Here is a 23,612-nt window from a genome sequence, read left to right as displayed (position 1 = left end):
CGCCCCTGACCGCCCAGGGGCGCGGGGAACTGCGCGATCAGCCACGCACGGTCCGCAGCCGAAGCACCCCCGGAGGGTTTGGGGAAGGGGTGGGGTGGGGTGGGGTGGGGTGGGTCCTACAGCCGTTGCAGGATCGTCGCCGTCGCCAGCGCACCCCCCGCACACATCGTCACCAGCGCGAACTCCCGGTCACGCCGCTCCAGCTCGTGCAGCGCCGTAGTGATCAGACGCGCCCCCGTCGCCCCCACCGGATGCCCCAGGGCGATCGCGCCGCCGTTGACGTTCACCTTGTCCAGGTCCTGGTCGAAGACCTGGGCCCAGCTGAGGACGACCGACGCGAACGCCTCGTTGATCTCGACGAGGTCGATGTCCCGCAGCGACATCCCGGCCTTGCCGAGCACCGCCCTCGTCGCGTCGATCGGCCCGTCGAGGTGGAAGTGCGGGTCGGCCCCCACCAGCGCCTGCGCCACGATCCGCGCCCGGGGCCGCAGCTTCAGCGCCCTCGCCATCCGCTTGGACGCCCACATGATCGCGGCCGCGCCGTCGGAGATCTGGGAGGAGTTCCCGGCCGTGTGCACGGCGGTCGGCATGACGGGCTTCAGCCCGGCCAGCGCCTCCATCGACGTGTCCCGCAGGCCCTCGTCCCGGTCGACGAGCCGCCACATGCCCTGCCCGGCCGCCTGCTCCTCATCGGTCGTGGGCACCTGCACCGCGAACGTCTCCCGCTTGAACCGCTCCTCGGCCCACGCCACGCCCGCCCGCTCCTGCGAGAGCAGCCCGAGCGAGTCGACCCGCTCCCGTGTCAGCCCCCGGTGGCGCGCGATCCGCTCCGCCGCCTCGAACTGGTTGGGCAGGTCCACGTTCCACTCGTCCGGGAACGGCTTCCCGGGCCCGTGCTTGGACCCCGACCCCAGCGGCACCCGCGACATGGCCTCCACCCCGCAGCTGATGCCGACGTCCACGACGCCCGCCGCGATCATGTTGGCGACCATATGGCTGGCCTGCTGGGACGACCCGCACTGGCAGTCCACGGTGGTCGCCGCCGTCTCGTACGGCAGCCCCATCGCCAGCCACGCGTTGCGCGCGGGGTTCATGGACTGCTCGCCGGCGTGCGTGACCGTGCCTCCGACGATCTGCTCCACGCAGTCCGCGTGGATCCCGGTCCGCCCGAGCAGCTCGCGGTAGGTCTCGCCGAGCAGATAGGCGGGGTGGAGATTGGCGAGCGCACCTCCGCGCTTGCCGATCGGCGTGCGTACGGCTTCGACGATGACGGGTTCCGCGGCCATGAGCTCGTCCTCTCCCTCGCACAGTCGCCGGGGCCTCCCGGAGCCGCCGCGACCGAACCGGTCCGGAACTAGTACGCGTTCTAGTTCCGTATGCAGTCTGGTGAGACTTACCCCCGGTACGCAAGGGTTGTGCACGCACCCGCGCACTCCCGCAGCCGCAATCAACCACCCCCGCACCCTTGCGACTTGTAGAACCCGTTACTACCTTTCAGTCAAATTCTGATGGGTCGTCAGACAAGTGCCGTCGAGATGGAGCTGCCGATGCGCTGCCCCCACCTGCCCGAGGGGTTCGACTTCACCGACCCCGACCTGCTCCAGGACCGCGTCCCGTACCCGGAGTTCGCCGAGGCGCGGCAGACCGCCCCGGTCTTCTGGTGCCCGCAGCCGCACGGCCTCGCCGGCTTCGGCGACGACGGCTACTGGGTGGTGACCCGGCACTCGGACGTCAAGTACGTCTCCACGCACCCGGAGCTGTACTCCTCCACCACCAACACCGCCGTCATCCGCTTCAAGGAGAACATCACCCGCGACCAGATCGAGGTCCAGCGGCTGATCATGCTGAACATGGACCCGCCGGAGCACACCCGGGTCCGCCAGATCGTCCAGCGCGGTTTCACGCCACGCGCGATCCGCTCCCTCGAAGGCGCCCTGCGCGACCGCGCCCGCCGGATAGTCGACACGGCCCTCGCGGCCTCCGAGGGCCACGACTCCTTCGACTTCGTCACCAACATCGCGGTGGAGCTGCCGCTCCAGGCGATCGCGGAGCTCATCGGCGTACCGCAGGAGGACCGCGCGAAGATCTTCGACTGGTCCAACAAGATGGCGGCGTACGACGATCCCGAGTACGCCATCACCGAGGAGATCGGCGCCGAGGCGGCCATGGAGATCGTGAGTTACGCGATGAACCTGGCGGCGGCGCGCAAGGAGTGCCCGGCGAAGGACATCGTGTCGACGCTGGTCGCGGCGGAGGGCGAAGGCAACCTGCTGGCCGACGAGTTCGGCTTCTTCGTCATCCTGCTCGCGGTGGCGGGCAACGAGACGACCCGCAACGCGATCAGCCACGGCATGCACGCGTTCCTCACCCACCGCGACCAGTGGGAGCTCTACAAGCGCGAGCGCCCCGACACGGCGGCGGAGGAGATCGTGCGCTGGGCGACGCCGGTGGTGTCCTTCCAGCGTACGGCGGTGCAGGACACGGAGCTGGGCGGCCAGAAGATCAAGGCGGGCGACCGGGTCGGCCTGTTCTACTCGTCGGCCAACAACGACCCCGAACTCTTCGACGAGCCGGAGAAGTTCGACATCCTCCGCGACCCGAACCCACACCTCGGCTTCGGCGGCGGAGGCCCGCACTTCTGCCTCGGCAAGTCGCTCGCCGTCCTCGAAATCAACCTGATCTTCAACGCGATCGCGGACGCCCTGCCCAACCTGACGCTCGCGGGCGACCCGCGCCGCCTGCGGTCGGCGTGGCTGAACGGCATCAAGGAGTTGCAGGTGAGCCCGTGAGGCCCGTGAGCACTACAGCTGCCGTACGAAGTCGCTGAAGGCGGCGGGGTGGAAACGGATGGCGGGGCCGTGGGGGTTCTTGGAGTCGCGGACGGCGACGGCGTGAGGGAGGGCGGCGAGCTCTACGCAGGAGCCGCCCTGGTCGCTGCTGCGCGTTGACTTGTGCCACTGGGCGGTGCCGAGGGTGGCGCACTCGACGCATTCGCCGCCCTGGTCACCGCTGTGCGAGGACTTGCGCCAGGCGGCGCCGCCGAGCGGCACACACTCAACGCAGGAGCCGCCCTGATCACCGCTGTAGCTGGACTTACGCCACTGGACGCGGGTCAGATCCAGGTTGCTCCCCATACCGTTCCTCCATCGCGTGCCGGATCAGCTTCGCCGAGTCCTGGATGGACAGGGCGGCGGCTTGGAGGTGATCGTAACGGAGTGAACAGTCCTTGACCGTGTCCGGGTTGGCAGTTGGATGACCAGCTCCGTAGCCCTCGGTGTAGACGATGGCCGGATCCCCGGTGAAGCGGAAGAGGTCGAACGAGCCTTGCAATCCAGCATGCGCTCCGACCTCGTACGGCAGGACCTGGATGTTCACCTTCGGGTTGCTCTCGAACGACAACAGCCGGTCCAACTGCCCGCGCATGACCTCGTCACCGCCGATCTCCTGATTCAACGCGGCCTCGCCGATGATCGCCCACAGGACCGGCGCGTGATCCTTCTCCAAGATGCGCTGCCGAGCCAGCCGGACCGCCGTACGGTCGTCCAAGTTGGTTTGATCCAGCGTGCCGAGCACGGCGCGCGCGTACGGCGGCGTCTGCAAGAGCCCGTGGATCAGGTGCGTATGGAACGTGTTGATCTCAACCGCCCGCGCCTCCAGCTCAGCAACTTGCTGAAACCAAGCCGGGAGTTGACTTCGCAGAACGAGCGGCAGCAGCCGCGACAACAGCCCGCCCGTGCCCAGCGCGATGTCCGCGCGTTCGCTGAAATCGGACGTCGGCAGCTTTCGGGCCGTTTCGATCTGGCCGATCAGCGAGCCCGTGTACGAGATGATCGCGCCCAGTTGCTTCTGGGTGAGCCCGCTCGCCTCGCGGTAGCGGCGCAGCTCGTAGCCGTAATAGTCGAGCGGCGAGGCGCTCGGGTCGAGGACGTTGATGTGGACCACGGCGGGTACCCCCTCGTGCTCAACTCCGCTTACTTCCCAGCGGGTTGTATTCGTGCCGTAGCCGAGAGTAGCCATCGCGCGTCACGCTCGTCCCGTGAACGACAATACCCAGTACGGCATGCGCTTCACGGTCGGCGCGCACTCCGCCCGCCATGTCCGCAGGATCGTCCGTACACACCTCGACTTCTGGGCCATGTCCGACCTCACGGACGCGGCCGAACTCGCCGTGACGGAGCTGCTCGCCAACGTGGTGCGCCATGTGCCCGACCGTTACTGCGAGTTGAGCATCCACCGCCGGCCGCACGGCGTGCGCGTCGAGGTGTCGGACCGCTTCCCGCAGCTTCCCCTGCCGCTCACCGCGTCGGACCAGGACGAGACCGGGCGCGGACTCGTCCTCCTGGACGCGGTGGTCGACAAGTGGGGCGTCTCCCCGGGCCCGGGGAGGGCCGGGAAGACGGTGTGGTTCGAGTGCGGAACGCCCCCGCAGCACATCACGGACCTAGACCTTGATGAACTCCTCCACGACTGAAACAGTTGCGATCGAACGTGATCGCAACTGGATCGGTGGGGGAATGAGCACTCAGGAACAGAATCAGCAGCATCCGGACCGGCTGGCCGTCACCGAGCGGACCCGGCACCGGCGGCTTCGGGAACAGGGCAGTACCGAGGTCGCGGACCTCGACGCGGTACTGCGGGGCGGGTTCGTCTGTCATCTCGGGGTCGTCGTCGACGGCGCGCCCATGGTCGTACCGACCGTGTACGGCGTGGACTTCGACGCCCGTACCCTCTACGTCCACGGCTCCGTCGCCAGCCGCAGCCTCGTCCGGGCGCCCGCGCAGACCGTCTGCGTCACCGTGACCCACATCGACGGACTCGTCCTCGCGCGGTCCGTCTTCGAGCACGGGGTCAATTACCGGAGTGCCATGGTCTATGGGGTGCCCCGGGCCGTCACGGACGGGGACGAGCTGCTGCACGGGCTGCGGATCGTGACCGAGCAGTGCGCGCCGGGGCAGTGGGAGTACGCGCGGCAGCCGAGCCGCAAGGAGCTCGCCGCCACCTCGCTGCTCGCGCTGCCGCTCACCGAGGCGTCCGTGAAGACGGCGTCCGGCCCGCCCGAGGACGGGGACGGGCCGGACGGTGAGCTCGGGCTGTGGGCCGGGGTGGTGCCGGTGCGGAGCTACTTCGACGTGCCGGAGCCCGACCCCGTTCTGCCCGCCGGCATCGCCTTGCCGCCCCATGTCGCCGCTCTGGGCGCGGGCAACTCCGGCAGCTGAATGCCGCGCGGGCCCGCCAGTACGTACACCAGGGCGAAGCCCGCGCCGACGACGGTGGCGCCGCCTATCGCGTCGAGCACCCAGTGGTTGGCGGTGGCGGTGATCGCGCAGACCGTGAAGAGCGGGTGGAGCATGCCCAGCGCCTTCATCCACAGCTTGGGCGCCACCACCGCGATCACGATGCCGCACCACAGCGACCAGCCGAAGTGCAGACTGGGCATCGCCGCGTACTGGTTGGTGACCCGCGTCATCGGCCCGTAGTCCGGGTTGGCCAGATCCTGCGGGCCGTGGACGGTGTCGATGAAGTCCATGCCCGGCATCAGGCGCGGCGGGGCGAGCGGGAAGAACCAGAAGCCGATCAGGCCGAGCAGCGTGGCGAAGCCCAGGGCCGCGCGTGCCCAGCGGTAGTCCGCCGGGCGGCGCACATAGAGGACGCCCAGGATCGTCAGCGGCACCACGAAGTGGAACGACTCGTAGTAGAAGTCGAGGAACGATCGCAGCCACTTGACGTGCTGGATCGAGTGGTTGGCCCAGTGCTCGATGTCGATGTGGAGCGCGCGCTCGATCGACGCGATGGTCCGGCCGTGCGCCTCGGCCGTCTCGCGCCCGGCGGTGGCCTCCAGCCGGATGTGGGAGTACGCCGAGTAGCCGACGCGTATGACGAGCATTTCCAGGAGCAGGTTCGGGCGGCTGAGCACCCGGCGCCAGAACGGCAGCAGCGGGATGCGGGCCCAGCGGGCCGGGACGGGCTCCGCGTACGCGGTGGGGACCGGGGCGCGGAAGTGCTCGGAGGTGCGCGGCAGGAACGGCACCAGGCAGGCCGCCGTCAGCGCTGTCAGCAGGGGAACGTTCTCGCGTAACGGGTACAGCGACGCCACGTTCGGCAGCAGCACCGCGCCCGGGAGCGTCATCACCAGGATGACGACGGCGGGCCACGCCAGGCGGTCGCGAGCCCTGGTCCCGGCCCGGCCGACCATCGCGAACAGCACCCACAGGAGCTGGTGCTGCCAGGCCGTCGGCGAGACGGCGACCGCGACGCAGCCGGTGAGGGCGACGGCGAGCAGGAGCTGGCCGTCGCGCGCGTAGCGGACGGCTCGGCGCAGCCCGAGGACGATCACGGCGGCGGCGAGCGCCAGGAAGAGCGCGATCTCCAGCGGCCCTTCGAGTCCGACCCGGAGCAGGGCGCCGTGCAGGGACTGGTTGGCGAGGCCGTCGGGGCGCGCGCCGAGCCCGGCGCCCGCCACGTGGTGCACCCAGTACGTCCAGGAGTCGTGCGGCATGACCGCCCAGGTCAGGGCGGTCGCGGCGGCGAAGGTGGCGGTGGTGGAGACGGCCGCGCGTCTGCGTCCGGTGAGCCAGAGCAGCGGGACGAAGAGCAGCACGGTGGGCTGGAGGGCCGCGCCGATGCCGATGAGCACCCCGCAGCCGCGCTCTCCGCGTACGACGAAGCAGCCGAGCAGGACGAGCAGAACGGGGATGATGCTGGTCTGGCCGGTGGTGAGGGCGTTGCGGACCGGCAGCGAGAGCATCAGGAGGCTGATGGCGACGGGCGCGGCCACCAGTGAACTGCGGCGTGAGATCGGCCCCGGCAGCGCGCGGGCGGCGACGACGCCGAGCACCGCGACGAGCAGCAGGGTGGAGAACGTCCAGGCCACTCCGAGCGCCTGCTCGGCGGAGTGCGTCAGTGGTTTGAGGGCGAGCCCGGCGAAGGGGGTGCCGGTGAAGTGGTCCTGGTCGTACAGGGACCCTTTGACGTGCAGCACGCCGTTGACACCGTCGGCGCCGTTGGCCCCGGTCCAGGTCTCCAGGTCGGTGAGCCGTTCACCGGGTGGAAGGCGCAGGACGTGGGCCATCTGCCGTAACGCGAGGATGGCGGCGACCAGCCACAGCACCACCCGGGCCACGCCCATCCGGGTGTCCGCCGACCCCGAGTCCACCGTGCTGCCGCGTCCGCCGTGCTCCGTATTGGCCACGCCGCGCCGAACCTCCCACCGTTCTCAGTAAGCCCGCTGTTCGCCCGTCGTACCGGCCCCCGACTGTGGGGCGACTGCTGAGAGCCTCGCACCACCCCTCCGAGAAGACCCAGACAACCCCCACTTAGCCTGACTGTCACCGGAGTTTCGACCGGAATCGTCTTGACCGGACTCCGCGACCTGGCGGAACCGGACCTGCCACGACGCCGTCGTAGACCCCGTCGACGATCTCGTCGGCGTGCGGTGTACAGACGTCGTACGGGCGCTGTAACGGAAGGCGGGGGAATGCGCGGCAGGAGCATCAGGGCGCGAACAGGGCTGATCACGGGGGCGTTGCTGGCACTCCAGCTCGGTTCGCTCGTCTCCCCCGCGTACGCGTGCGGGTGCGGCGCGATGGTCCACGGCACGGGGACGCGGCTGGCGGTACGTCAGGAGACGTCGGCGGTGCGCTGGGACGGCCGCGGCGAGCAGATCGTGATGAGTCTCACGGTCGACGGGAACGCCCCGAAGGCGGCGTGGATCATGCCGGTGCCGCACCGGGCGACGGTCACCCTGGGCGACCGCGCGCTCTTCTCCGACCTGGAGAAGGCCACGGCGCCGGTGTACAAGGACCGCGACCACTTCTGGCCGGAGGACGGCGACTGGCCGTTCGCCCGCGACCACCACTCGGTGGGCGACGGCGCGGGCCCCCCGATGGCGGCCGCGCCGCCGGTCGGCGTGGTCGACCGCCAGCGCCTTGGCCCCTTCGACGTGGCCCGCCTGACGGCCACGGACCCGGAAGCGCTGCGGAGCTGGCTGGCGAGAAACGGCTTCCAGCTCCCCCCGGCTCTCTCGACCGAGTTGCGGCCGTACGTCGCCCAGAAGTGGGAGTACGTGGCGATCCGCCTGGCCCCCGCGTCCGGCGGCGGCCCCCTGACGGGCACGCTCGACCCGTTGAAGCTGACGTTCGCCAGCGACCGGTTGGTCTACCCGATGCGCCTTTCCCGCCTGGCGAAGACGCCCCAGTCGCTGAACCTGTACGTGGTGTCGGCACACCGGATGGAGCCGGAGTCGCCGATCGGGGGCGCGAGGCCGGAGGTCCTGTACGCGGGGCGGGTGCCGCGGGAGCGGGGCGAACTGGCGAAGTTCGCGGGGGTGTCGCACACCTCCGAAGGCAACACCCCGTACCTCACGGCCCTGAGCCAGTCCTTCTGGCAGCCCTCCGCGATCACGGGCGACCACGAACTGACGCGCACCGCCGACGACACCCCGTTCCAGCGGGTGATCTGGACGGACCGCCTGATGCGGATAGCAGGCATCCCGGCGTGGCTCCTGACGGTGACCACGGCCCTGGCAGCCGCGGCGACGACGGCCCTCCTGCTCGTACGCAGGGGCCTGCGGCGCCGCCGCGTGGTGGTCCCGCCCGCGCCGGTCGTGGTGCCGCCGCCGTTGGGGTGAGAGGGGTCGTAGGGTGCGGGACATGAGCATCGTGAAGATCAATGTCCTGAAGGTCCCCAGCGAGCAGCGCGAGGTGCTGGAGCAGCGGTTCGCCGCGCGGGCGGGATCGGTGGAGAACTCCGACGGGTTCGAGTGGTTCGAGCTGCTGAGGCCCGTCGAGGGCACCGACGAATACCTCGTGTACACCCGCTGGCGCAGCGAGGAGGACTTCGAGAAGTGGATGGCCACGTCGATGCGCGGCTCGCACGGCGGGGGCGGCGCGGCGGAGGGCGCGGGCGGGGGCGAGCGCCCCAAGCCGGCCGCGACCGGTTCCACGCTGTGGTCGTTCGAGGTCGTGCAGCAGGCGGGGCCGAAGGGCTGAGTCGGCACCGCCCGCAGGCCACGCGTACGGCCCGTACGCCTGGGAGTTGGCGTACGGGCCGTATGTCCTGGCGCTGCTCCGGCTCCTAGAGCTCCAGCATGCGCTCGGTGATCTCCCGGTAGTCGCGCAGGGCGAGGCGGAGTTCCTCGGTGTCGCCCTTGTCGGGGACAGCCCGGCGGCGTTCCTTGACCAGTTCCGCGACGCGCGCGGCGGTCTCGCCCAGTACGGCGTCGGCCTCCTCCACGGCCTGCCGGGGCTCGTCGACGAAGCCGCCCACCGCCCGGTGCAGCCGCAGCGCCCACATGTCGCGCTCTTCGGCGGGGAGCAGCGGGGCGGGCTTGAGGTCGGCGGGCGGGGGCGGGGCGGGCTGGTCGGCAGCGGCTGTCGCCGGGGCGGGAGTTCGTCCGCCCGGATCGGACGCGCCCGCCGCCGGGGCGCGTACCGCCGGGTCCGCCGGGTCCGACGGGTCCACCGCCGGGTCGGAGCCGCGTACCGCCGGGGCCACCGGTGCGGCCTGAGCTCCGTCCAGGCCCGTGCCGGGTCGCGCGGTCGGCGCCCCGCCGCCCGTCGTCTCGTCCTCGTGGCGTCGCATCACACCGCACTTCCCTTCGCGTGCCGTCGCGGCAGGGCCGGGCGGCGGGTGGGCTGGGCATGGCGGGGGCCCGCCGTGAGGAGTTCCTCGAACAGGCTGCGGGCCTCGATGACCGCCTCCCGGATCTCCTCGGTGTCGCCGGTGCCCCGCGCCGCGCGGTGCACCCGGCGGTAGCCGTCGAGCTGGCCCGCGTGGTGCACGGACAGCGCCGCGAGCTGGTCCTCGTACGCCTTCGCCGCCGGGAAGCCCCGTTCCTCGGCCAGCCGGGCCATCAGTTTGTCGGCCGCCTCGGCCGCCCGGCGCGGCGAGTCGACGAACTGCTCCTGGATGCCCGCCCAGCGCACGAGGTAGTGCTCGCGGACCTCGGGGGGCAGCGGGCGTTCGGTGAGCGAGCCGTGCCGCTTCAGCCGCTCGGCGAGCTCGCGCTCGGCGGCCTTGCGGTCCCCGTCGTGCAGGACGACCGCCCGTTCGTACTCGGGGCCGAAGCGCCGCCGCAGCCCGCGCCCGCCGGTCGCCGAGCCGCGCAGCGCGAACCGGACGGCGACGGCGAGCGCGGCGAGCGCGAGCACCGCGATCAGGACGACAATCACGATCGTGGACATGTCTGCCTTCCCGGTGAGTTGGTCCTTACCCGCCGTGTTGCCAGGAATTCGGTGGCCAAACGGCACCGGCGTCGGGTAGGCAGACGCCCATGAGTTGGATCATGAACCGCGAGCCCTACGACTCCCCCGACGCGGCCCTGCTCCGCCGCGAGTACTACGACGAGGTGGCGAGCCGCTGGTACGGCCGCCCGGCCACCGCCCAGGAGATCGAGGAGGGACTCACGGACGACGGCGCCGACCGACTGCGCCCGCCCCTGGGCGACTTCGTGGTCGGCCGCCACGACCAAGTCGCCGGCGCCTGCGGCGGCATCCTGCTCTGCGAGACCGCCCCGGTCATCGACGGCACCGCCCCGGCCACCGCCGAGCTGACCCGGGTCTATGTACGCCCCGGCCTGCGCGGCACCGGCGGCGGCGCCGCACTCCTCACCACCCTGGAGACGGCCGCCCGCCGCCTCGGCGCCCGCCGCGTCGCCCTGGACACCCGCCACGACCTCGTCGAGGCCCGTGCGTTGTACGCGCGCAACGGCTACCGCGAGATCGAGCCGTACGCCCAACGCCCTTACGCGGAACGGTGGTTCGCGAAGGAGCTGTGAGGGGGCGTCACCCGCACGGGGCAGTGGCCCGCGACGGGGTCACCTCGCGTGGTCCCGTCGCAGCTCCGGCCCCCTCGGACTCTCCTCGTCCGAGCCCGACATCTCCGCCGTCAGCTCCTCCACCAGCTTGACCAGGTCGGTCGGGCGGCCCGGGCCCCACCAGTCGCCGAGCAGCTCGGACAGGGACTCCTCGCGGGCCCGGGCGAGCCGGACCGCCGTCGCGCGGCCCGCCTCCGTGGCGACCAGAGCCATCCCGTCGCGTATGGCCAGACCGCGCTCCTCCAGCTGACGCGCGCCCTCCGTGATCAGCCGCAGCGGTACGCGCGTGCGCTCGGCCAGGAAGGCGGGTTCCGCCGAGCCGTAGTGGTGGATGCGCAGCAGGAACCAGCTCGACGCGGGCAGCAGGTCCAGGCCCGCCCGGGCGGTGATCTTCTCGTAGACCGCGCGGCGGCCCTCCCGCGTGCCCAGCACCGAAAGCGCCCGCGCGCACTCGTCGTACGACGAGCGCTCGACCGGGTTGGAGGCCACGGTCTGGCTGGCGTCGGGCGCGGTGACCGAGCCGCGCAGCTTGTCCTCGCGCAGGAACCAGGCGATCACGAAGGCGAGCAGCGTCACCGGCACCGCGTAGAGGAAGACATCGGTGATCGACTGCGAGTAGGCGTGCAGGACCGGGGGCCGCAGCGTCTGCGGCAGCTCGGCGATCCCGCGCGGATCCGCGGCCAGTTGGGAGGGCCCGGTACCCGCCGGGAGCTCGCGGCCCGCCAGCGCGCCGGCGAGTTTGCCGTTCAGGCGGTTGGTGAAGATCGTGCCGAAGATCGCCACGCCGAAGGACGCGCCGATCGAGCGGAAGAAGGTCGCCCCGGACGTGGCCACGCCCAGGTCCGCGTACGAGACCGCGTTCTGGACGACGAGGACGAGCACCTGCATCACCAGGCCGAGCCCCGCGCCGAAGACGAAGAAGTACAGGCTCATCTCCCAGGTGGAGCTCGTCTCCGTGAGCCGGTGCAGCAGGGCCAGGCCGAACGTGACGAGGGCCGTGCCCGTGATCGGGAAGACCTTCCAGCGGCCCGTGCGCGACACGATCTGGCCGGACGCGGTCGACGTCAGGAGCAGCCCGAGCACCATCGGCAGCATGTGCACGCCGGACATCGTCGGGGTGACACCGTGCACGACCTGCAAGAACGTCGGCAGGTACGTCATCGCCCCGAACATCGCGAAGCCGATGACGAAGCTGATGACCGCGACGAGGGAGAAGGTGCGGATACGGAACAAGTTCAGCGGAAGGACAGGTTCCGCCGCCTTGCGCTCGACCGCGACGAACGCGCCGAGCAGCACCGCGCCCAGCACCGCCAGCCCGATGATCTGCGCCGAACCCCAGGCCCAGGTGGTCCCGCCGAGCGAGGCGACGAGGACCAGGCAGGTGGCGACGGACGCGATCAGGAAGGTGCCGAGGTAGTCGATGGTGTGGCGGGTGCCGTGCACCGGGATGTGCAGCACCGCCGCGATCACCAGGAGGGCGACGACGCCGATCGGCAGGTTGATGTAGAACACCCAGCGCCAGCTGAGGTGTTCGGTGAAGAGACCGCCGAGCAGCGGGCCGAGCACGCTGGTCGCGCCGAACACCGCACCGAACAGGCCCTGGTACTTGCCGCGTTCACGCGGGGAGACCAGGTCGCCCACGATCGCCATGGACAGCACCATCAGACCGCCGCCGCCCAGACCCTGGAGCGCCCGGAAGGCGATCAACTGGCCCATGTCCTGCGCGACTCCGCACAGCGCCGAGCCGACGAGGAAGATGACGATGGCGGCCTGGAACAGCTTCTTCCTGCCGTACTGGTCGCCGAGTTTGCCCCACAGCGGGGTCGCGGCGGTGGAGGCGAGCATGTACGCGGTGACGACCCAGGACAGGTGCTCCATCCCGCCGAGCTCGCTGACGATCGTCGGCAGGGCCGTGGAGACGATGGTCTGGTCGAGCGCGGCCAGCAGCATGCCGAGCAGCAGCGCGCCGATGGCCACGAGTACGGTCCGCCGCTCCTGGCCGACGCCGGGGCCGGGGCCCGGGGAGAGCACGGTGGGGGCCGTTTCCTGAGCCATGGGCCGCCCCTCTCTGTCTCGGTCCTCCACCCCGTCTGCCTCTGCCTCCGCCCCGCCTCTCTCCATCTTGATCGCAATGTCCGGATATGGCCTGCCGGGCCGGGCCGGGCCCCTCGGGCCGCCGCCACGGGCCCTGCATAATCGCAGGCAGTTCAAGGGGAGGGGACCCATGATGACGGGACACATATGTCCTGAATGCGGTACGGAACGCGAGCCCACCGGCAGACCGGCCTGCGCCTGCGCGCTACGCGCGGAACACTCGGAACGCTCGGCCGAGGTAGCCGCGTCGGAGGACTTCGACCCGCTCCGGATCAGGCCGTATGTGACGTTGGAGAACCTGGGGAACGCCGAGGGGGGCGGGGCCCGTGGGGGCGCGGGCCCTGCGGGCGCCGCCGCCGACCCGGGGGTCACGATGCCGCTGCGACCCGTCCCGCCGGGGGCACCCGGACGTACGGCTGACACCCCCGGGGTGACGATGGCGTTCGGGGCTACGGCTGGGGCCGCCGGTGACGACTCGGAGCCGACCGTGCCGTTCCGGGCCACGGCCGGACCCGCCGGAGACGACCCCGGGTCCACCATGCCCTTCCGGGCCACGGCCGGACCCGCCGGAGACGACCCCGAGTCCACCATGCCCTTCCGGGCCACCCCACCAGGGGCGCGGGGAACTGCGCGACCAGCCACGGACGACCCGCACCCGACCGACCGCACCCGGCGCCGCCCCCTCCTCCTCACCCTCGCCGCCGCAGCGGCGATCGCGGCGCTGGGCACGACCGCGTTCGCGGGTGGCCTCTTCGGCGGCGGATCCGACGACAAGGCGACGGGCGCGGCCACAACCGTGAGCACCGCCCCGTACGGCGACGACGCCACCTCCAGCGCCCCCTCCCCCACCGCCCCGGCACCCACCCGCAGCACCCCCCGCACCAGCCCGTCCCCGCACAAGAGCTCCCCCTCCCCGAGCCGTACGCCCAAGCCCCCCACCAGCCCGTCCCGCCGGCCCAGCGCCCCCTCACCGTCCCCGTCGCAGGTCACCGGCAGCGTCGACACCACGACCACCCCGGCCGCGCCGCCCGCCACGGCCCCCGTGCTGCGCCGGGGCGACGACGGCCCCGAGGTCGTCGAACTCCAGGACCGGCTCGCCCAGTTGACGATCTACAACGGGAAGGCCGACGGCCACTTCGGCTCCAAGACGGAGAACGCGGTGCGTACGTACCAGTCGTACATGGGCCTCGAAGGCGACCCGCCGGGCGTCTACGGCCCGGAGACGCGCAGCGCCCTGGAGGGCCAGACGTCCTAGTACTCCAGTGAGAGCCGTCCCAGACGTCCGGGGGGCGGTCAGGACGCCGGAACCAGCCCGGTTGGACCATTCGGCACTTTGTTTTGTATCGTGATGGAACAAAGTGGTTCCGCCCGTACTCCCTGACCGGCGGGCGGAGCCACTTGTCTCTGCTCCCGCACCCAGGAGTCCGCCGATGACGGCCACGCCCACCACCCTGACCGCCCGCGCCCTCCTGCTCGACATGGACGGCACGATCGTCAACTCCGACGCCGTGGTCGAGCGGTGCTGGCGCCGCTGGGCCGTGGAGCACGGGCTGGACCCCGAGGAGGCACTGAAGGTCGTCCACGGCCGCCAGGGCTACGCCACCATGGCCGTCCTGCTGCCGGACCGCCCGATGGAGCAGAACCTCGCGGACAACCGCGTGATGCTCGCCGAGGAGACGGCCGACACCGACGGCGTCGTCCCCGTCCCGGGCGCCCCCGCCTTCATGGCCTCCCTCGCCGGGCTGCCGCACGCCCTGGTGACCTCGGCGAACGAGCCGCTCGCCCAGGCCCGGATGAACGCGGCCGAACTGCCGATGCCGGCCGTACGCGTCACCGCCGAGCGCGTCGGCGCGAGCAAGCCGGACCCGGAGGGCTTCCTCAAGGGCGCCGCCGAACTGGGCTTCGCCCCGGCGGACTGCATAGTCTTCGAGGACTCGGAGGCAGGCATCCAGGCGGGCCTGGCAGCAGGAATGCGAGTCATAGGCATAGGCCCGCGAGCGTCCGCCCACGCGCCGACGGCGTACGTACCGGACCTGACGCACGTAACGGTGACGGCAGAGCCGAACGGCACACTGACGCTGCGGATCGCCCAGTAGGCGACCACCTTCATAGGGGCGCCCCTCCACCGGGGCGCCCCTTCGGCGATCGCCCCACAGGGGCGCGCTCCAGGGGCGCGGGGAACTGCGCGACTCCCCCACCGACGCCGCACCCGAACGACGACCGGAGATCGCCCCTCAGGGGCGCGTCAGGGGCGCGGGGAACTGCGCGACAAGCCACAGCCGACCCGCAGACGAAGCCACCGCACCCCCGGAGGGACTCCGCGACCAGCCCCAGCCGGCCCGCAGACGCAACACACCGCGCCCCGAATCGACGGCGTCAGCCAGCCACGGCCTCAAACAGGCTGAACCCGGCCAGCGCACCCATCAGCGCCGCCGCGACCTTCGTGATCAACCGAAGCGGTACGTACTTCATCAGCGTCCGCCCACCCAGGATCCCCAGCCCCGCCACCGCCCACAGCGCCAGCACGGCCCCCACACCCACCGACAGCGGGCTGTCGTACCGCGCGGCCAGATTCGCCGTCATGATCTGCGTCAGGTCCCCGAACTCGGCGACCAGGATCAGCATGAACCCCGCCCCGGACACCTTCCAGAACGACTGGTCGGCCGGGGCCTTCACCCCGTCCTCCTCCTCGTCCTTCTTGAACAGCAGCATCGCCGCGCCCGCGAGGAAGAGGACGCCCACGATCGCCTGGAGCAGCCGGTGCGGCAGCAGGGTGAGTACGCTCCCCGCCGCGATGGCGAGCGCGACGTGCAGCAGGAACGCCGCCGCGACGCCCACGAACACGTACGACGCCTTGTAGCGGGCGCCGAGCATCAGTCCCGCGAGCGCGGTCTTGTCGGGGAGCTCGGCAAGGAAGACCACGCCGAACGTGATCGCCAGGATGGTGAAGCTGAGCACGGAAGAGGTTCCTCAATCGGTCGGGCGCGGCGCGGCCGTACCGAGAGCGTGACACGAAAGAATCCGGGGTCGCTTCGGCACAGCAGCTGCGCCATGAAGCGGAAAGCGGTCATGGTTCACTGCGGCCGAAGGTCTCGCTGGCGGGCCTCGCGGGCCTGCCTCCGGGCGCCGGCTGGATAAATCCAGCAGTATGTCGACGTTCCGGCGAAGAGCTACTCCCCTTCTGCTCCGTACAGAATACGTGACACCGCCCCGCACCCGGCAGGGACCAAGGCCCCGAAGCCCAAGGCCCCCGCACCAGACGGGGCCGAGGTCCCGAAGCCCAAGGCCCCCGCACCAGACGGGGACCAAGGCCCCGAAGCTCAAGGCCCCCGCCCCGGACGGGGCCGAGGTCACACCGGCACATCCCGGTTCACCCGCCCCCGCGCCACCAGCTCCAGCACCACCGACACCGCCACCGCCTGCACCGCCATCAGCGCGACCAGCACGAACAGCTGCACCGCCCCCGCCTGCACCGGTGACGCCCCGCCGAGCAGCATGCCGACGAACGCGCCGGGCAGCGTGACGATCCCCACGGTCCGGGTCTGGTCGAGGCCGGGCAGCAGCGCGTCGGACGCGGCGGTCCTGGCCACCTCCATCCGGGCCTCCCGGTCGAGCAGCCCGAGCGCCATCCCCGCCTCCACCTCGCCGCGCCGCACGGTGAGCTCGTCCAGCGCGCGCCGCCCGCCGAGCACGGTCGCGGTGAGCGCGCCGCCGATGAGGATGCCGGTGACGGGGATGAGCGCGATGCCCCTGGCCGGGACGAGCCCGGTGAGCAGCAGGGCGCCGACCACCGGGGCCACCCCGGCCGCGATCGGCAGCGCGGCCCACCGCCAGGTGTCGTTGGGCGTCATCCGGCGCCCGGCCGTACGGACCGCCACCGCGTACATCACCAGCAGGAAGCAGACCAGCAGCGGCGCCGAGCCGACCACCCAGCGGATGGCGCTCGCCACCACAGCGAGCTGAACGGCCGCGCGCACCCCGGCGACCAGGATCTCCTTCGCCCGGCCGAGCCGCGCCACCGCCGCGACACCGGCCGCGACCAGGAGCAGTACGGCGAGGACGACCCCGAGCGTGACATTGACGGGCAGCAGCACGCGCCCACGGTACGCCGGACCCGCCCCCGTATCGGGTGGGGCAACCGTGGCATACGGGGCGTCAGTTACCTTGCGGGACAAGGGCGTCAAGAACGCCGGGACCCCTTGATGTGACGTGCCCATGTCGCCACTCTGTTACCTGGCGCCCACCCCACGGAAACCTGGTGCCGCCACGATGACCGGGCCGCGCACCCGTGCGCCCGGCCAATGTCCCCCCACACCAAGGGAGTTCGCATGTCAGGTGTCTACGCGCGTCGAATAGCCAGGCTCTCCGCGCTCACCGCCTCCGCCGCCCTCCTCGCCACCGCGAGCCTGCTCACCGCCCCCGGCGCCCAGGCCTCGCCCCCCGCCCCGGTCAGCGCCGCCACCGCCCGCAGCTATCTCGCCGCCATGAGCGCCACCCCGGAAGGCTCCTCCGACGGCTACAGCCGCGCCAAGTTCCCGCACTGGATCACCCAGTCCGGCACCTGCAACACCCGCGAGGTCGTCCTCAAGCGCGACGGCACCAACGTCGTCACGGACTCCAGCTGTGCGGCCACCAGCGGCAGTTGGTACTCCGAGTACGACGGCGCCACCTGGACGGCCGCCGCCGACCTCGACATCGACCACGTCGTCCCGCTCGCCGAGGCCTGGCGCTCGGGCGCCAGCTCCTGGACGACCGCGCAGCGCCAGGGCTTCGCCAACGACCTGACCCGGCCCCAGCTGATCGCCGTCACCGACAACGTCAACCAGGCCAAGGGCGACAAGGACCCGGCCAAGTGGATGCCCTCGCGCACCGCGTACCGCTGCACGTACGTCCGGATGTGGGTGGACGTGAAGCACTACTACAACCTGACCGTGGACACCGCCGAGAAGTCCGCGCTGCAGTCCGTGCTCAACGGCTGCTGAAAGCCCATCGGCTACTGAAAGCCCATCGGCTGCTGAAAGCCCTCGGCCGCTGAAGGCCCGTCGGCCGCCCGGCCGGCCGACGGGCCTGTCTCGCCCTTCCGTCGTTCCGTACCGTACGGAGCGACGGAAGGGACGACATGGCCTGACTGCGCCTGGGACCACTGCTGCGGTACGTCGACGGCGCATCCGGCACCTCGGCCACGCTCTGGGTGGAGGCGGACCGGCCGTGCACGGCCGAGGTGCGCTGCCCCGGCGGCGGCTCGGCCGGGCGCTGGCCCGGCACGGCCGCCTCGCCCGGCCGCCGGTGCGCTGGCACCGGAGGGGCGGCCCCTGGTTCGGGAACCAGCTGATGACGCTGACGCCGGCCGGGCGCGCGGCCCGGCTCCGGCTCGACCAGGCGCGGGCGGGGCGCGCCGGGGCACACCTGGTCACGGTCCTGGACGAGGACCTCACTCCGTAACCCTGCGTCCCGGTGCGTTTGCTTTACGTCCACGCATGCCCCCCGTAAAGGTGAATTCCGGCCAACCTCATTCGGGAATCAACCGGAATCTGGCCATCTACTTAAACTTGAACTTGCAAGCACTAATGAGGTCTACCTAACCTTGAGGCTCCACCGGCCCCGTGCCCCACACCGAAGGAGCCCGTCCCCATGGCTTCCCCCACGCCTCCCTCCGCTCTGAACACCGAGCGCGCCAAGCCCTACGCCCTGGGCCTCTTCCGCATCGTCACCGGCTTCCTCTTCGCCTGCCACGGCGCTGCCTCGCTCTTCGGCTGGTTCGGCGGCGCGGCAGGCACCGGCGGCACCATCGAGACCGGCGCCTGGCCCAACTGGTACGCGGCCGTCATCCAGCTCGTCGGCGGCCTGCTGATCATGGCCGGACTCTTCACCCGCTCCGCCGCCTTCCTCTCCTCGGGCTCCATGGCGTACGCCTACTTCGACGTGCACCAGTCGGGCGCGCTGCTCCCGCTGCAGAACGGTGGCGAGAACGCCGCGATGTTCAGCTGGGTCTTCCTGCTGCTCGTCTTCACCGGCCCCGGCGCCCTCGCCCTCGACCAGCTGCTCGGCGGCCGCACCACCACCGCCGCCGCGCCGGAGGCGACTGCCGCCGCTACCCCGGCGGGCACGGCGCGCTGACGCGCCGACACACCCGAACGGCCGTTCACCGGCTCGCCGGTGTCACCCCACCCCCGAGCGGAAACCCCATGCGCCCCAGGCGTACGCTGTAAGGCTGTACAGCGACCCGGCCGCAGACCAGCGCAGCGGGGCGCATTCCGTTCGGGGGTCGTAGTGCTGGAGAGTGTGGGGTCGCTGACCGGCAGCCCATGGATTTATGCCGTGGTGACCGTCTCCGTTCTCCTGGACGTGTTCCTCCCCGTGCTGCCCAGCGGGGTCCTGGTGATCACCGCGGCGACCTCCGCGGCGGCCGGCTCGACCACCGCGGCGGGCGCCCCGCACGCGATACGCGACGTGCCCGACCTGCTCCTCCTCGCCGCCTGCGCCGCCGCGGCCTCGGTGCTCGGCGACCTCGTCGCGTACCGCCTCGCCTGGCGCGGCGGGGCGCGGCTCGACAAGGCCATCGCCCGCTCCCGCCGGCTGACCCGCGCACAGGAGCGTCTCGGCGCCGCACTGAGCCGGGGCGGCGGCGCGCTCGTCGTCGTCGCCCGGTTCGCCCCGGCGGGCCGGTCCGTGGTCTCGCTCGGCGCGGGCGCGGCGCACCGCACGCCCAAGGAGTTCCTGCCGTGGTCCGCCCTCGCCGGGGTGGCCTGGGCGGGCTACAGCGTGGGCCTCGGCTACTTCGGCGGACGCTGGCTCGGCGCGACCTGGCTCGGCACGGGCATCTCCGTCCTCGCGCTGTTCGCGGCGGGCTCCCTCGCCGCCTACGTCATGCGCCGCCCGGCCCAGGCCGCGGTGGCCGGCCCGGCGGCCTGACGCACCGCAGGGCTACGCCGACGCCGGTGTCCTGACCGGCACCCCCCGTATCTCCAGGCCTTCGAGCAGCTCGGCCGTGGCCCGCGCTATCTCGTCCACCGCCCGGTCGAAGACCTCCTGGTTGTGCGCGGCGGGCGCCCGGAAGCCGGACACCTTGCGCACGTACTGGAGAGCCGCCGCGCGGATCTCCTCGTCGGTGGCCTCCTCGGGGAGGACCGGCGGTCTGAGCGTCTTGATGCTTCTGCACATGCCTCAAGTGTGACGGGTACCACTGACAACGGCCTCGGTAGAGTCGGAGGCATGGCGGCAGCAGAGCAGGTGAAGGCCCAGGAGCCCAAGGGACCGGCGGCACCGGCGGCACCGGCGGGGCCCTCGGAGCCCGTACGGATCGACAGCTGGATCTGGTCCGTACGGCTCACCAAGACGCGTTCCATGGCGGCGACGGCGTGCCGGGCCGGGCATGTCCAGCTCAACGGCGAGCGCGTCAAGCCCGCGCACACCGTGAAGGTGGGCGACGAGGTGCGGCTGCGTCTGGAGGGGCGGGAGCGGGTCGTCGTCGTCGCGAAGGTCATCCGCAAGCGGGTGGGCGCGGCGATCGCGGCCGAGACCTATGTCGACAACAGCCCGCCGCCGCCCGCCCGTTCGGACGTACTGGCCGCCGGTGTGCGCGACCGGGGCATGGGCCGGCCGACCAAGCGGGACCGCCGGGAGATGGAGCGGCTGCGCGGGCTGTAGGGGCCCGCGAGGCGTTGGCGGGCAGGCAACTCGGAGACCAACTCCCGCTGCACCGGAGTAGGTTGGAGGGCCGGGGGCCAGGGGAGCCCCCGATCCGTCCCTAGAGGAACACGCCATGATCCTGTTACTGCTCGTCCTGGCGCTGGTCCTGTACGGCTTCGGCTTCAGTCTCGGCGGCATCGTGTTCTGCGTCGCCGTGGTGGCCGTACTCTTCAGCGCCTCACGCCGTGGCCGCTCCACGGCACCGTCCGGCGGCTCGTCCGGAGCCGGCGGCTCCAGCCGTGGCACGGACACGGACTACCGGGCCTACCGCGCCCGCCGGGACCGTATGGACCGGTGGGAGCGGCGCTACCGCAGGGAGCGGAACAGCCGTCTGTTCTCCCTGCGCCGCCCCTGACCGATCGAGCGCCACCGAACAGCGCACCGAGCACGACCTACGCGCGCGAGGGCCCCGACCGACGTCGGTCACCGACGTCGGTCCGGGGCCCTCGTGCGTGCGGTTCGCCCGGTCAGTGGGCGGCCGCCGCCTTGCTGTCGACGGCCGTGCCCGTACCGCGGGGCTCGGCCGTGGCGGCCTTGGGCACCAGGAGCCGTTCGGCGAGGTGGCCGAAGACCAGCCCGAAACCGGCCCACAGGGTGACCTGGATGGCGAGGGCCGCGAGCCGGAACTTCCAGAGCAGCATCGCCGGGAAGTCCTTCGGCACCTCGTTGACGGCGGGCAGGAACGCGTACGCGAGCCCGATGGCGACCAGGAAGGCGGCCGAGGCGACGACGGTCGCGTTCCAGTTGCCGAGGCGGGGCGCGAGCCGCTTGCCGAGGATCACGGCCGAGACGGCGAGCAGCACGCTCAGCGCGATCATCAGGAAGTACAGGGCGGTGCGTTTGCCGATCGTGTCGGGGTCACCGATGGACGGCGGGTTCGCCGGGTACTTCAGGAACGGGACGACATAGACGGTCAGGAGCGCGCCGAGCGAGACGAACGCCGCCGTGGCGCGCGGCCCGAACCGGCCGGTCCGGCCGAGCGCGACACAGAACGCGAGCGCGGCGATACCACCGAGGGCCACGCCGAACACGAGCACACCCGTGGCGAGGCCGCCGGTGGACTGCAGGGTGCGGCTGAACACCTCTTCGCCGTGCTCGTGCGCGTGCGCGTCCTCGAAGTCGATGGCCGCGTCCACCCGGGGCTCGCCCAGGACGTACGCCACGATCAGCGCCAGCAGGCCCGCTGCGAGGCCGGCGAGCATGCCGCGCACCAGCAGGGCCCTGACGTGCAGGGAGTTCACGAGTCGGTACCCCTGGTCTCAGTGGCAGGGGAAGCCGAGCAGGTGGCGTCCGTCGTGGACCCACTCGTGGACGTTCTCACCGGAGAGGAGGCTCGTGGCGCCCTGCTCGGCGCCGACGAAGTACAGGAGGACGAGCATGAGGATGCCGAAGAAGAGCGCCCAGGGAGCGATCGCCTTGAGCGATATCGGGGTGATGGCCGGCGTTGCTGCTGCGCTGGGCGCAGGGGCGGCGGAGAGTGCCACGGCAGAACCTCCTGGGGAACACGCGTCCCGGTCATTGGTGCCTTTGTCGACGGTGGTGGGTCTGACTTCCCCGCCTTCGCTCCCTGTTGAGGGCGCTCGCCGGGTTCACAGTGGCGCGACCGTGCCGGAATCTCACCGGGCTTCCTTCACACCGTCTTTATGTCGACGTGACCGTACCGCGTGAGGGACCGCGCCGCTACGGCGCGCGGGTGCACAGCCCCCGCGCGAAGTGCGTGAACGGCCGTGCTCTGCTTGACCCATGACCGTACGCGTGATGTTGATCTCACCCCCGGCCGACCGCTACGCGCGCGAGGCGAGAGTCGGCGACGACGCGGCCGCCCCGGACGAGGGCGCGGTCCGCAGGGTCAAGGACGCGGCGGCGGCTCTTCCGGTACCGGCCCGCCGGCTGAAACCGCCGTCCTCCCTCTACGAGTTGGCGGACGGCCTGCCCACGGGCGACGAACCGGCCCTGGCCGACTGGGATCTGGGCCGCTGGCGGGGGCGGCGGCTCGACGAGCTGAGCGCCGCGGATCCCACGGGGGTACGGGCCTGGCTCACCGATCCCGGGGCGGCGCCGCACGGCGGGGAGAGCCTGCTCGCGCTCGTCGCGCGCGTGGGCGCGTGGCTGGACACGCTGCCCGCGGCGGGCGGCCGGATCCTCGCGGTCGCCTCCCCGGCGGTGGTCCGCGCGTCCGTGACCCACGCCCTGGCCCTGCCGCCCGCCTCCTTCTGGCGCCTGGACGTGGCCCCCCTGACCCTGACCGAGCTCTCGGGCCGCGCGGGCCGCTGGAACCTGCGGTGCGGGCGGCCTGCGGAGGGGGCGCGGTAACGACGAAGGTCCCCCGGCGTCGGATCCGGATGCGCTGGGGTGCCGCAGGGACGCGGGCTCGCCGTCACTCCATCACCCGAGCTGCACCTTGGCGAATGGCGTCCACTCGTACATGCGGTTGTCTCGGTTGATGAGAATCAGCTCAGCCTGGCTGATTCGGGCACGTGCGGGTTCGACGTCCAGCGTTGCCAGCGCCTTGGCGTACGGTTCCGCCGGTCCGGCCCCATGGCTGTACCCGAGCGAGACGTGCGGGGTGAACCCCTCAGCCCGCTCGGGGACCTCCGAGAGAACATCACCCACGGCTGCACGGATCGCGTCCCGCACAGCACGCACCGGCGCATCTGGCCGCACAGGGGCGAGGATCGCCTCCGGGTCCACGATCGGAGCGGTCAAGGTGACCTCGAACGCCGGCACCTCGGCAAGACGCCTGCGGGCGGCCTGCTCGATGGCGGCTGCGTCCTGTTCGGGGAACTCCCCCACGAAACCGAGGCCCTGCATGGTGAGGTGCAGCCACTCGTCAGGGATGAGGTCCAGGCCGCCGACGGGTGCGAGTGCAGCACGGTACTCGGCCGCGAAGCGGTGGACGTCCGGCTGCCCCTCGAACGTCAGGTGCCATGTGTAGAAGCTGCGGCCGACGCTCCAGCCCGGCCGCCACCACCAGTGATCACGCATGTGCTCGGGTTCTGTCGTCATGCCCCGGAAT

The 23,612-nt window shown here is 71.7% G+C and carries 27 protein-coding genes, 1 pseudogene and 1 riboswitch; of the genes and pseudogenes, 15 read left to right on the top strand and 13 right to left on the bottom strand.

Features of this window, described 5'->3' with window-relative positions:
* Positions 1-116: 116 nt before the first annotated feature.
* Positions 117-1,286: a steroid 3-ketoacyl-CoA thiolase gene (locus ACFWA7_RS28145; protein WP_385542889.1), complete on the bottom strand. Its 1,170-nt coding sequence runs from the start codon at positions 1,284-1,286 to the stop codon at positions 117-119.
* A 261-nt stretch (positions 1,287-1,547) separates the two neighbouring features.
* Here ACFWA7_RS28145 and ACFWA7_RS28140 point away from each other — a divergent pair, with 261 nt between their 5' ends.
* Entirely contained in the window at positions 1,548-2,789 is a 1,242-nt protein-coding gene (locus tag ACFWA7_RS28140) for a cytochrome P450 (RefSeq protein ID WP_385542898.1), read from the top strand.
* 12 nt (positions 2,790-2,801) lie between these two features.
* On the opposite strand, the gene ACFWA7_RS28135 is transcribed toward ACFWA7_RS28140, so the two are convergent.
* Together ACFWA7_RS28135 and ACFWA7_RS28130 are read right to left on the bottom strand one after the other, a co-directional pair.
* Positions 2,802-3,134 carry a DUF397 domain-containing protein gene (locus ACFWA7_RS28135; RefSeq protein ID WP_385825804.1) on the bottom strand — a complete coding sequence of 111 codons (333 nt, stop codon included), beginning with the start codon at positions 3,132-3,134 and terminating at the stop codon, positions 2,802-2,804.
* On the bottom strand, positions 3,094-3,942 hold the full coding sequence (locus ACFWA7_RS28130; protein WP_385825802.1) for a helix-turn-helix domain-containing protein: 849 nt from the start codon (positions 3,940-3,942) through the stop codon (positions 3,094-3,096). Before ACFWA7_RS28130 ends, ACFWA7_RS28135 begins: the two co-directional genes overlap by 41 nt.
* A gap of 118 nt (positions 3,943-4,060) precedes the next feature.
* Between ACFWA7_RS28130 and ACFWA7_RS28125 the strand changes: the two genes are divergently transcribed.
* Together ACFWA7_RS28125 and ACFWA7_RS28120 are read left to right on the top strand one after the other, a co-directional pair.
* Entirely contained in the window at positions 4,061-4,471 is a 411-nt protein-coding gene (locus tag ACFWA7_RS28125; RefSeq protein ID WP_385825806.1) for an ATP-binding protein, read from the top strand.
* A gap of 43 nt (positions 4,472-4,514) precedes the next feature.
* Positions 4,515-5,216: a pyridoxamine 5'-phosphate oxidase family protein gene (locus ACFWA7_RS28120; protein WP_385825800.1), complete on the top strand. Its 702-nt coding sequence runs from the start codon at positions 4,515-4,517 to the stop codon at positions 5,214-5,216.
* On the opposite strand, the gene ACFWA7_RS28115 is transcribed toward ACFWA7_RS28120, so the two are convergent.
* A complete protein-coding gene (locus ACFWA7_RS28115) occupies positions 5,120-7,189 on the bottom strand; it encodes a bifunctional glycosyltransferase 87/phosphatase PAP2 family protein (protein ID WP_385825798.1) in 2,070 nt (689 codons plus the stop codon). The genes ACFWA7_RS28120 and ACFWA7_RS28115 overlap by 97 nt on opposite strands.
* A gap of 285 nt (positions 7,190-7,474) precedes the next feature.
* Here ACFWA7_RS28115 and ACFWA7_RS28110 point away from each other — a divergent pair, with 285 nt between their 5' ends.
* Both ACFWA7_RS28110 and ACFWA7_RS28105 read left to right on the top strand, forming a co-directional pair.
* A complete protein-coding gene (locus tag ACFWA7_RS28110; RefSeq protein WP_385825796.1) occupies positions 7,475-8,626 on the top strand; it encodes a DUF2330 domain-containing protein in 1,152 nt (383 codons plus the stop codon).
* A gap of 22 nt (positions 8,627-8,648) precedes the next feature.
* Entirely contained in the window at positions 8,649-8,987 is a 339-nt protein-coding gene (locus tag ACFWA7_RS28105; RefSeq protein ID WP_385542872.1) for an antibiotic biosynthesis monooxygenase family protein, read from the top strand.
* 85 nt (positions 8,988-9,072) lie between these two features.
* Here the strand turns inward: ACFWA7_RS28105 and ACFWA7_RS28100 are convergent, their stop codons facing one another.
* The gene (locus ACFWA7_RS28100; protein WP_385825793.1) at positions 9,073-9,579 is read right to left on the bottom strand and encodes a hypothetical protein; all 507 of its coding nucleotides are present in this window, start codon (positions 9,577-9,579) and stop codon (positions 9,073-9,075) included.
* A complete protein-coding gene (locus tag ACFWA7_RS28095; protein ID WP_385542866.1) occupies positions 9,579-10,181 on the bottom strand; it encodes a hypothetical protein in 603 nt (200 codons plus the stop codon). Before ACFWA7_RS28095 ends, ACFWA7_RS28100 begins: the two co-directional genes overlap by 1 nt.
* An 89-nt stretch (positions 10,182-10,270) precedes the next feature.
* On the opposite strand from ACFWA7_RS28095, the gene ACFWA7_RS28090 reads away from it, so the two are divergent.
* Complete coding sequence (locus tag ACFWA7_RS28090; RefSeq protein WP_385825791.1) at positions 10,271-10,774, top strand: GNAT family N-acetyltransferase; 504 nt, start codon at positions 10,271-10,273, stop codon at positions 10,772-10,774.
* A 39-nt stretch (positions 10,775-10,813) separates the two neighbouring features.
* Here the strand turns inward: ACFWA7_RS28090 and ACFWA7_RS28085 are convergent, their stop codons facing one another.
* Complete coding sequence (locus tag ACFWA7_RS28085; RefSeq protein ID WP_385825788.1) at positions 10,814-12,868, bottom strand: DHA2 family efflux MFS transporter permease subunit; 2,055 nt, start codon at positions 12,866-12,868, stop codon at positions 10,814-10,816.
* A gap of 475 nt (positions 12,869-13,343) precedes the next feature.
* Here ACFWA7_RS28085 and ACFWA7_RS28080 point away from each other — a divergent pair, with 475 nt between their 5' ends.
* The gene (locus tag ACFWA7_RS28080; RefSeq protein ID WP_385825786.1) at positions 13,344-14,162 is read left to right on the top strand and encodes a peptidoglycan-binding protein; all 819 of its coding nucleotides are present in this window, start codon (positions 13,344-13,346) and stop codon (positions 14,160-14,162) included.
* Between the two features lie 175 nt (positions 14,163-14,337).
* On the top strand, positions 14,338-15,003 hold the full coding sequence (locus tag ACFWA7_RS28075) for an HAD-IA family hydrolase (RefSeq protein ID WP_385542856.1): 666 nt from the start codon (positions 14,338-14,340) through the stop codon (positions 15,001-15,003).
* 280 nt (positions 15,004-15,283) lie between these two features.
* On the opposite strand, the gene ACFWA7_RS28070 is transcribed toward ACFWA7_RS28075, so the two are convergent.
* Together ACFWA7_RS28070 and ACFWA7_RS28065 are read right to left on the bottom strand one after the other, a co-directional pair.
* Positions 15,284-15,865, bottom strand: a complete 582-nt coding sequence (locus tag ACFWA7_RS28070; RefSeq protein ID WP_385825784.1) for a TMEM165/GDT1 family protein — start codon at positions 15,863-15,865, stop codon at positions 15,284-15,286.
* Positions 15,866-16,257: 392 nt separating this feature from the next.
* Positions 16,258-17,001 (bottom strand): ABC transporter permease, encoded by a 744-nt coding sequence (locus ACFWA7_RS28065; protein ID WP_385825782.1) that lies wholly within the window; start codon positions 16,999-17,001, stop codon positions 16,258-16,260.
* 234 nt (positions 17,002-17,235) lie between these two features.
* Between ACFWA7_RS28065 and ACFWA7_RS28060 the strand changes: the two genes are divergently transcribed.
* The 4 genes and pseudogenes from ACFWA7_RS28060 (at position 17,236) to ACFWA7_RS28045 (ending at position 19,819) form a co-directional block, all read left to right on the top strand.
* Positions 17,236-17,889: an HNH endonuclease family protein gene (locus ACFWA7_RS28060; RefSeq protein WP_385542850.1), complete on the top strand. Its 654-nt coding sequence runs from the start codon at positions 17,236-17,238 to the stop codon at positions 17,887-17,889.
* Between the two features lie 253 nt (positions 17,890-18,142).
* Positions 18,143-18,349 (top strand): annotated as a pseudogene (locus tag ACFWA7_RS28055) (alkaline phosphatase family protein); the annotation flags it as partial.
* 189 nt (positions 18,350-18,538) lie between these two features.
* The gene (locus tag ACFWA7_RS28050) at positions 18,539-19,024 is read left to right on the top strand and encodes a DoxX family protein (RefSeq protein WP_385542847.1); all 486 of its coding nucleotides are present in this window, start codon (positions 18,539-18,541) and stop codon (positions 19,022-19,024) included.
* Between the two features lie 153 nt (positions 19,025-19,177).
* Positions 19,178-19,819: a DedA family protein gene (locus ACFWA7_RS28045; protein ID WP_385542844.1), complete on the top strand. Its 642-nt coding sequence runs from the start codon at positions 19,178-19,180 to the stop codon at positions 19,817-19,819.
* Positions 19,820-19,831: 12 nt separating this feature from the next.
* On the opposite strand, the gene ACFWA7_RS28040 is transcribed toward ACFWA7_RS28045, so the two are convergent.
* Positions 19,832-20,068 carry a DUF2277 domain-containing protein gene (locus tag ACFWA7_RS28040; RefSeq protein ID WP_385542841.1) on the bottom strand — a complete coding sequence of 79 codons (237 nt, stop codon included), beginning with the start codon at positions 20,066-20,068 and terminating at the stop codon, positions 19,832-19,834.
* A 51-nt stretch (positions 20,069-20,119) separates the two neighbouring features.
* Between ACFWA7_RS28040 and ACFWA7_RS28035 the strand changes: the two genes are divergently transcribed.
* Both ACFWA7_RS28035 and ACFWA7_RS28030 read left to right on the top strand, forming a co-directional pair.
* The gene (locus ACFWA7_RS28035; protein ID WP_385542838.1) at positions 20,120-20,554 is read left to right on the top strand and encodes an RNA-binding S4 domain-containing protein; all 435 of its coding nucleotides are present in this window, start codon (positions 20,120-20,122) and stop codon (positions 20,552-20,554) included.
* A gap of 115 nt (positions 20,555-20,669) precedes the next feature.
* On the top strand, positions 20,670-20,951 hold the full coding sequence (locus ACFWA7_RS28030) for a hypothetical protein (protein WP_385542835.1): 282 nt from the start codon (positions 20,670-20,672) through the stop codon (positions 20,949-20,951).
* Positions 20,952-21,063: 112 nt separating this feature from the next.
* Here the strand turns inward: ACFWA7_RS28030 and ACFWA7_RS28025 are convergent, their stop codons facing one another.
* Positions 21,064-21,837, bottom strand: a complete 774-nt coding sequence (locus tag ACFWA7_RS28025; RefSeq protein WP_385825780.1) for a CbtA family protein — start codon at positions 21,835-21,837, stop codon at positions 21,064-21,066.
* 18 nt (positions 21,838-21,855) lie between these two features.
* Entirely contained in the window at positions 21,856-22,080 is a 225-nt protein-coding gene (locus tag ACFWA7_RS28020) for a CbtB domain-containing protein (RefSeq protein ID WP_371652528.1), read from the bottom strand.
* Positions 22,081-22,113: 33 nt separating this feature from the next.
* Positions 22,114-22,271: riboswitch (cobalamin riboswitch) on the bottom strand.
* A gap of 68 nt (positions 22,272-22,339) precedes the next feature.
* On the opposite strand from ACFWA7_RS28020, the gene ACFWA7_RS28015 reads away from it, so the two are divergent.
* Positions 22,340-22,909, top strand: a complete 570-nt coding sequence (locus tag ACFWA7_RS28015) for a histidine phosphatase family protein (protein ID WP_385542826.1) — start codon at positions 22,340-22,342, stop codon at positions 22,907-22,909.
* Positions 22,910-22,981: 72 nt separating this feature from the next.
* On the opposite strand, the gene ACFWA7_RS28010 is transcribed toward ACFWA7_RS28015, so the two are convergent.
* Complete coding sequence (locus ACFWA7_RS28010) at positions 22,982-23,602, bottom strand: 2'-5' RNA ligase family protein (RefSeq protein WP_385825777.1); 621 nt, start codon at positions 23,600-23,602, stop codon at positions 22,982-22,984.
* Positions 23,603-23,612 lie beyond the last annotated feature (10 nt).

Origin of the sequence: Streptomyces sp. NPDC059994, assembly GCF_042737755.1 — a bacterium.
Classification (GTDB): Bacteria; Actinomycetota; Actinomycetes; order Streptomycetales; family Streptomycetaceae; genus Streptomyces.
The sequence above is the reverse complement of the archived record's forward strand: the minus strand, read 5'-3'. Positions and strand labels throughout refer to the sequence as shown.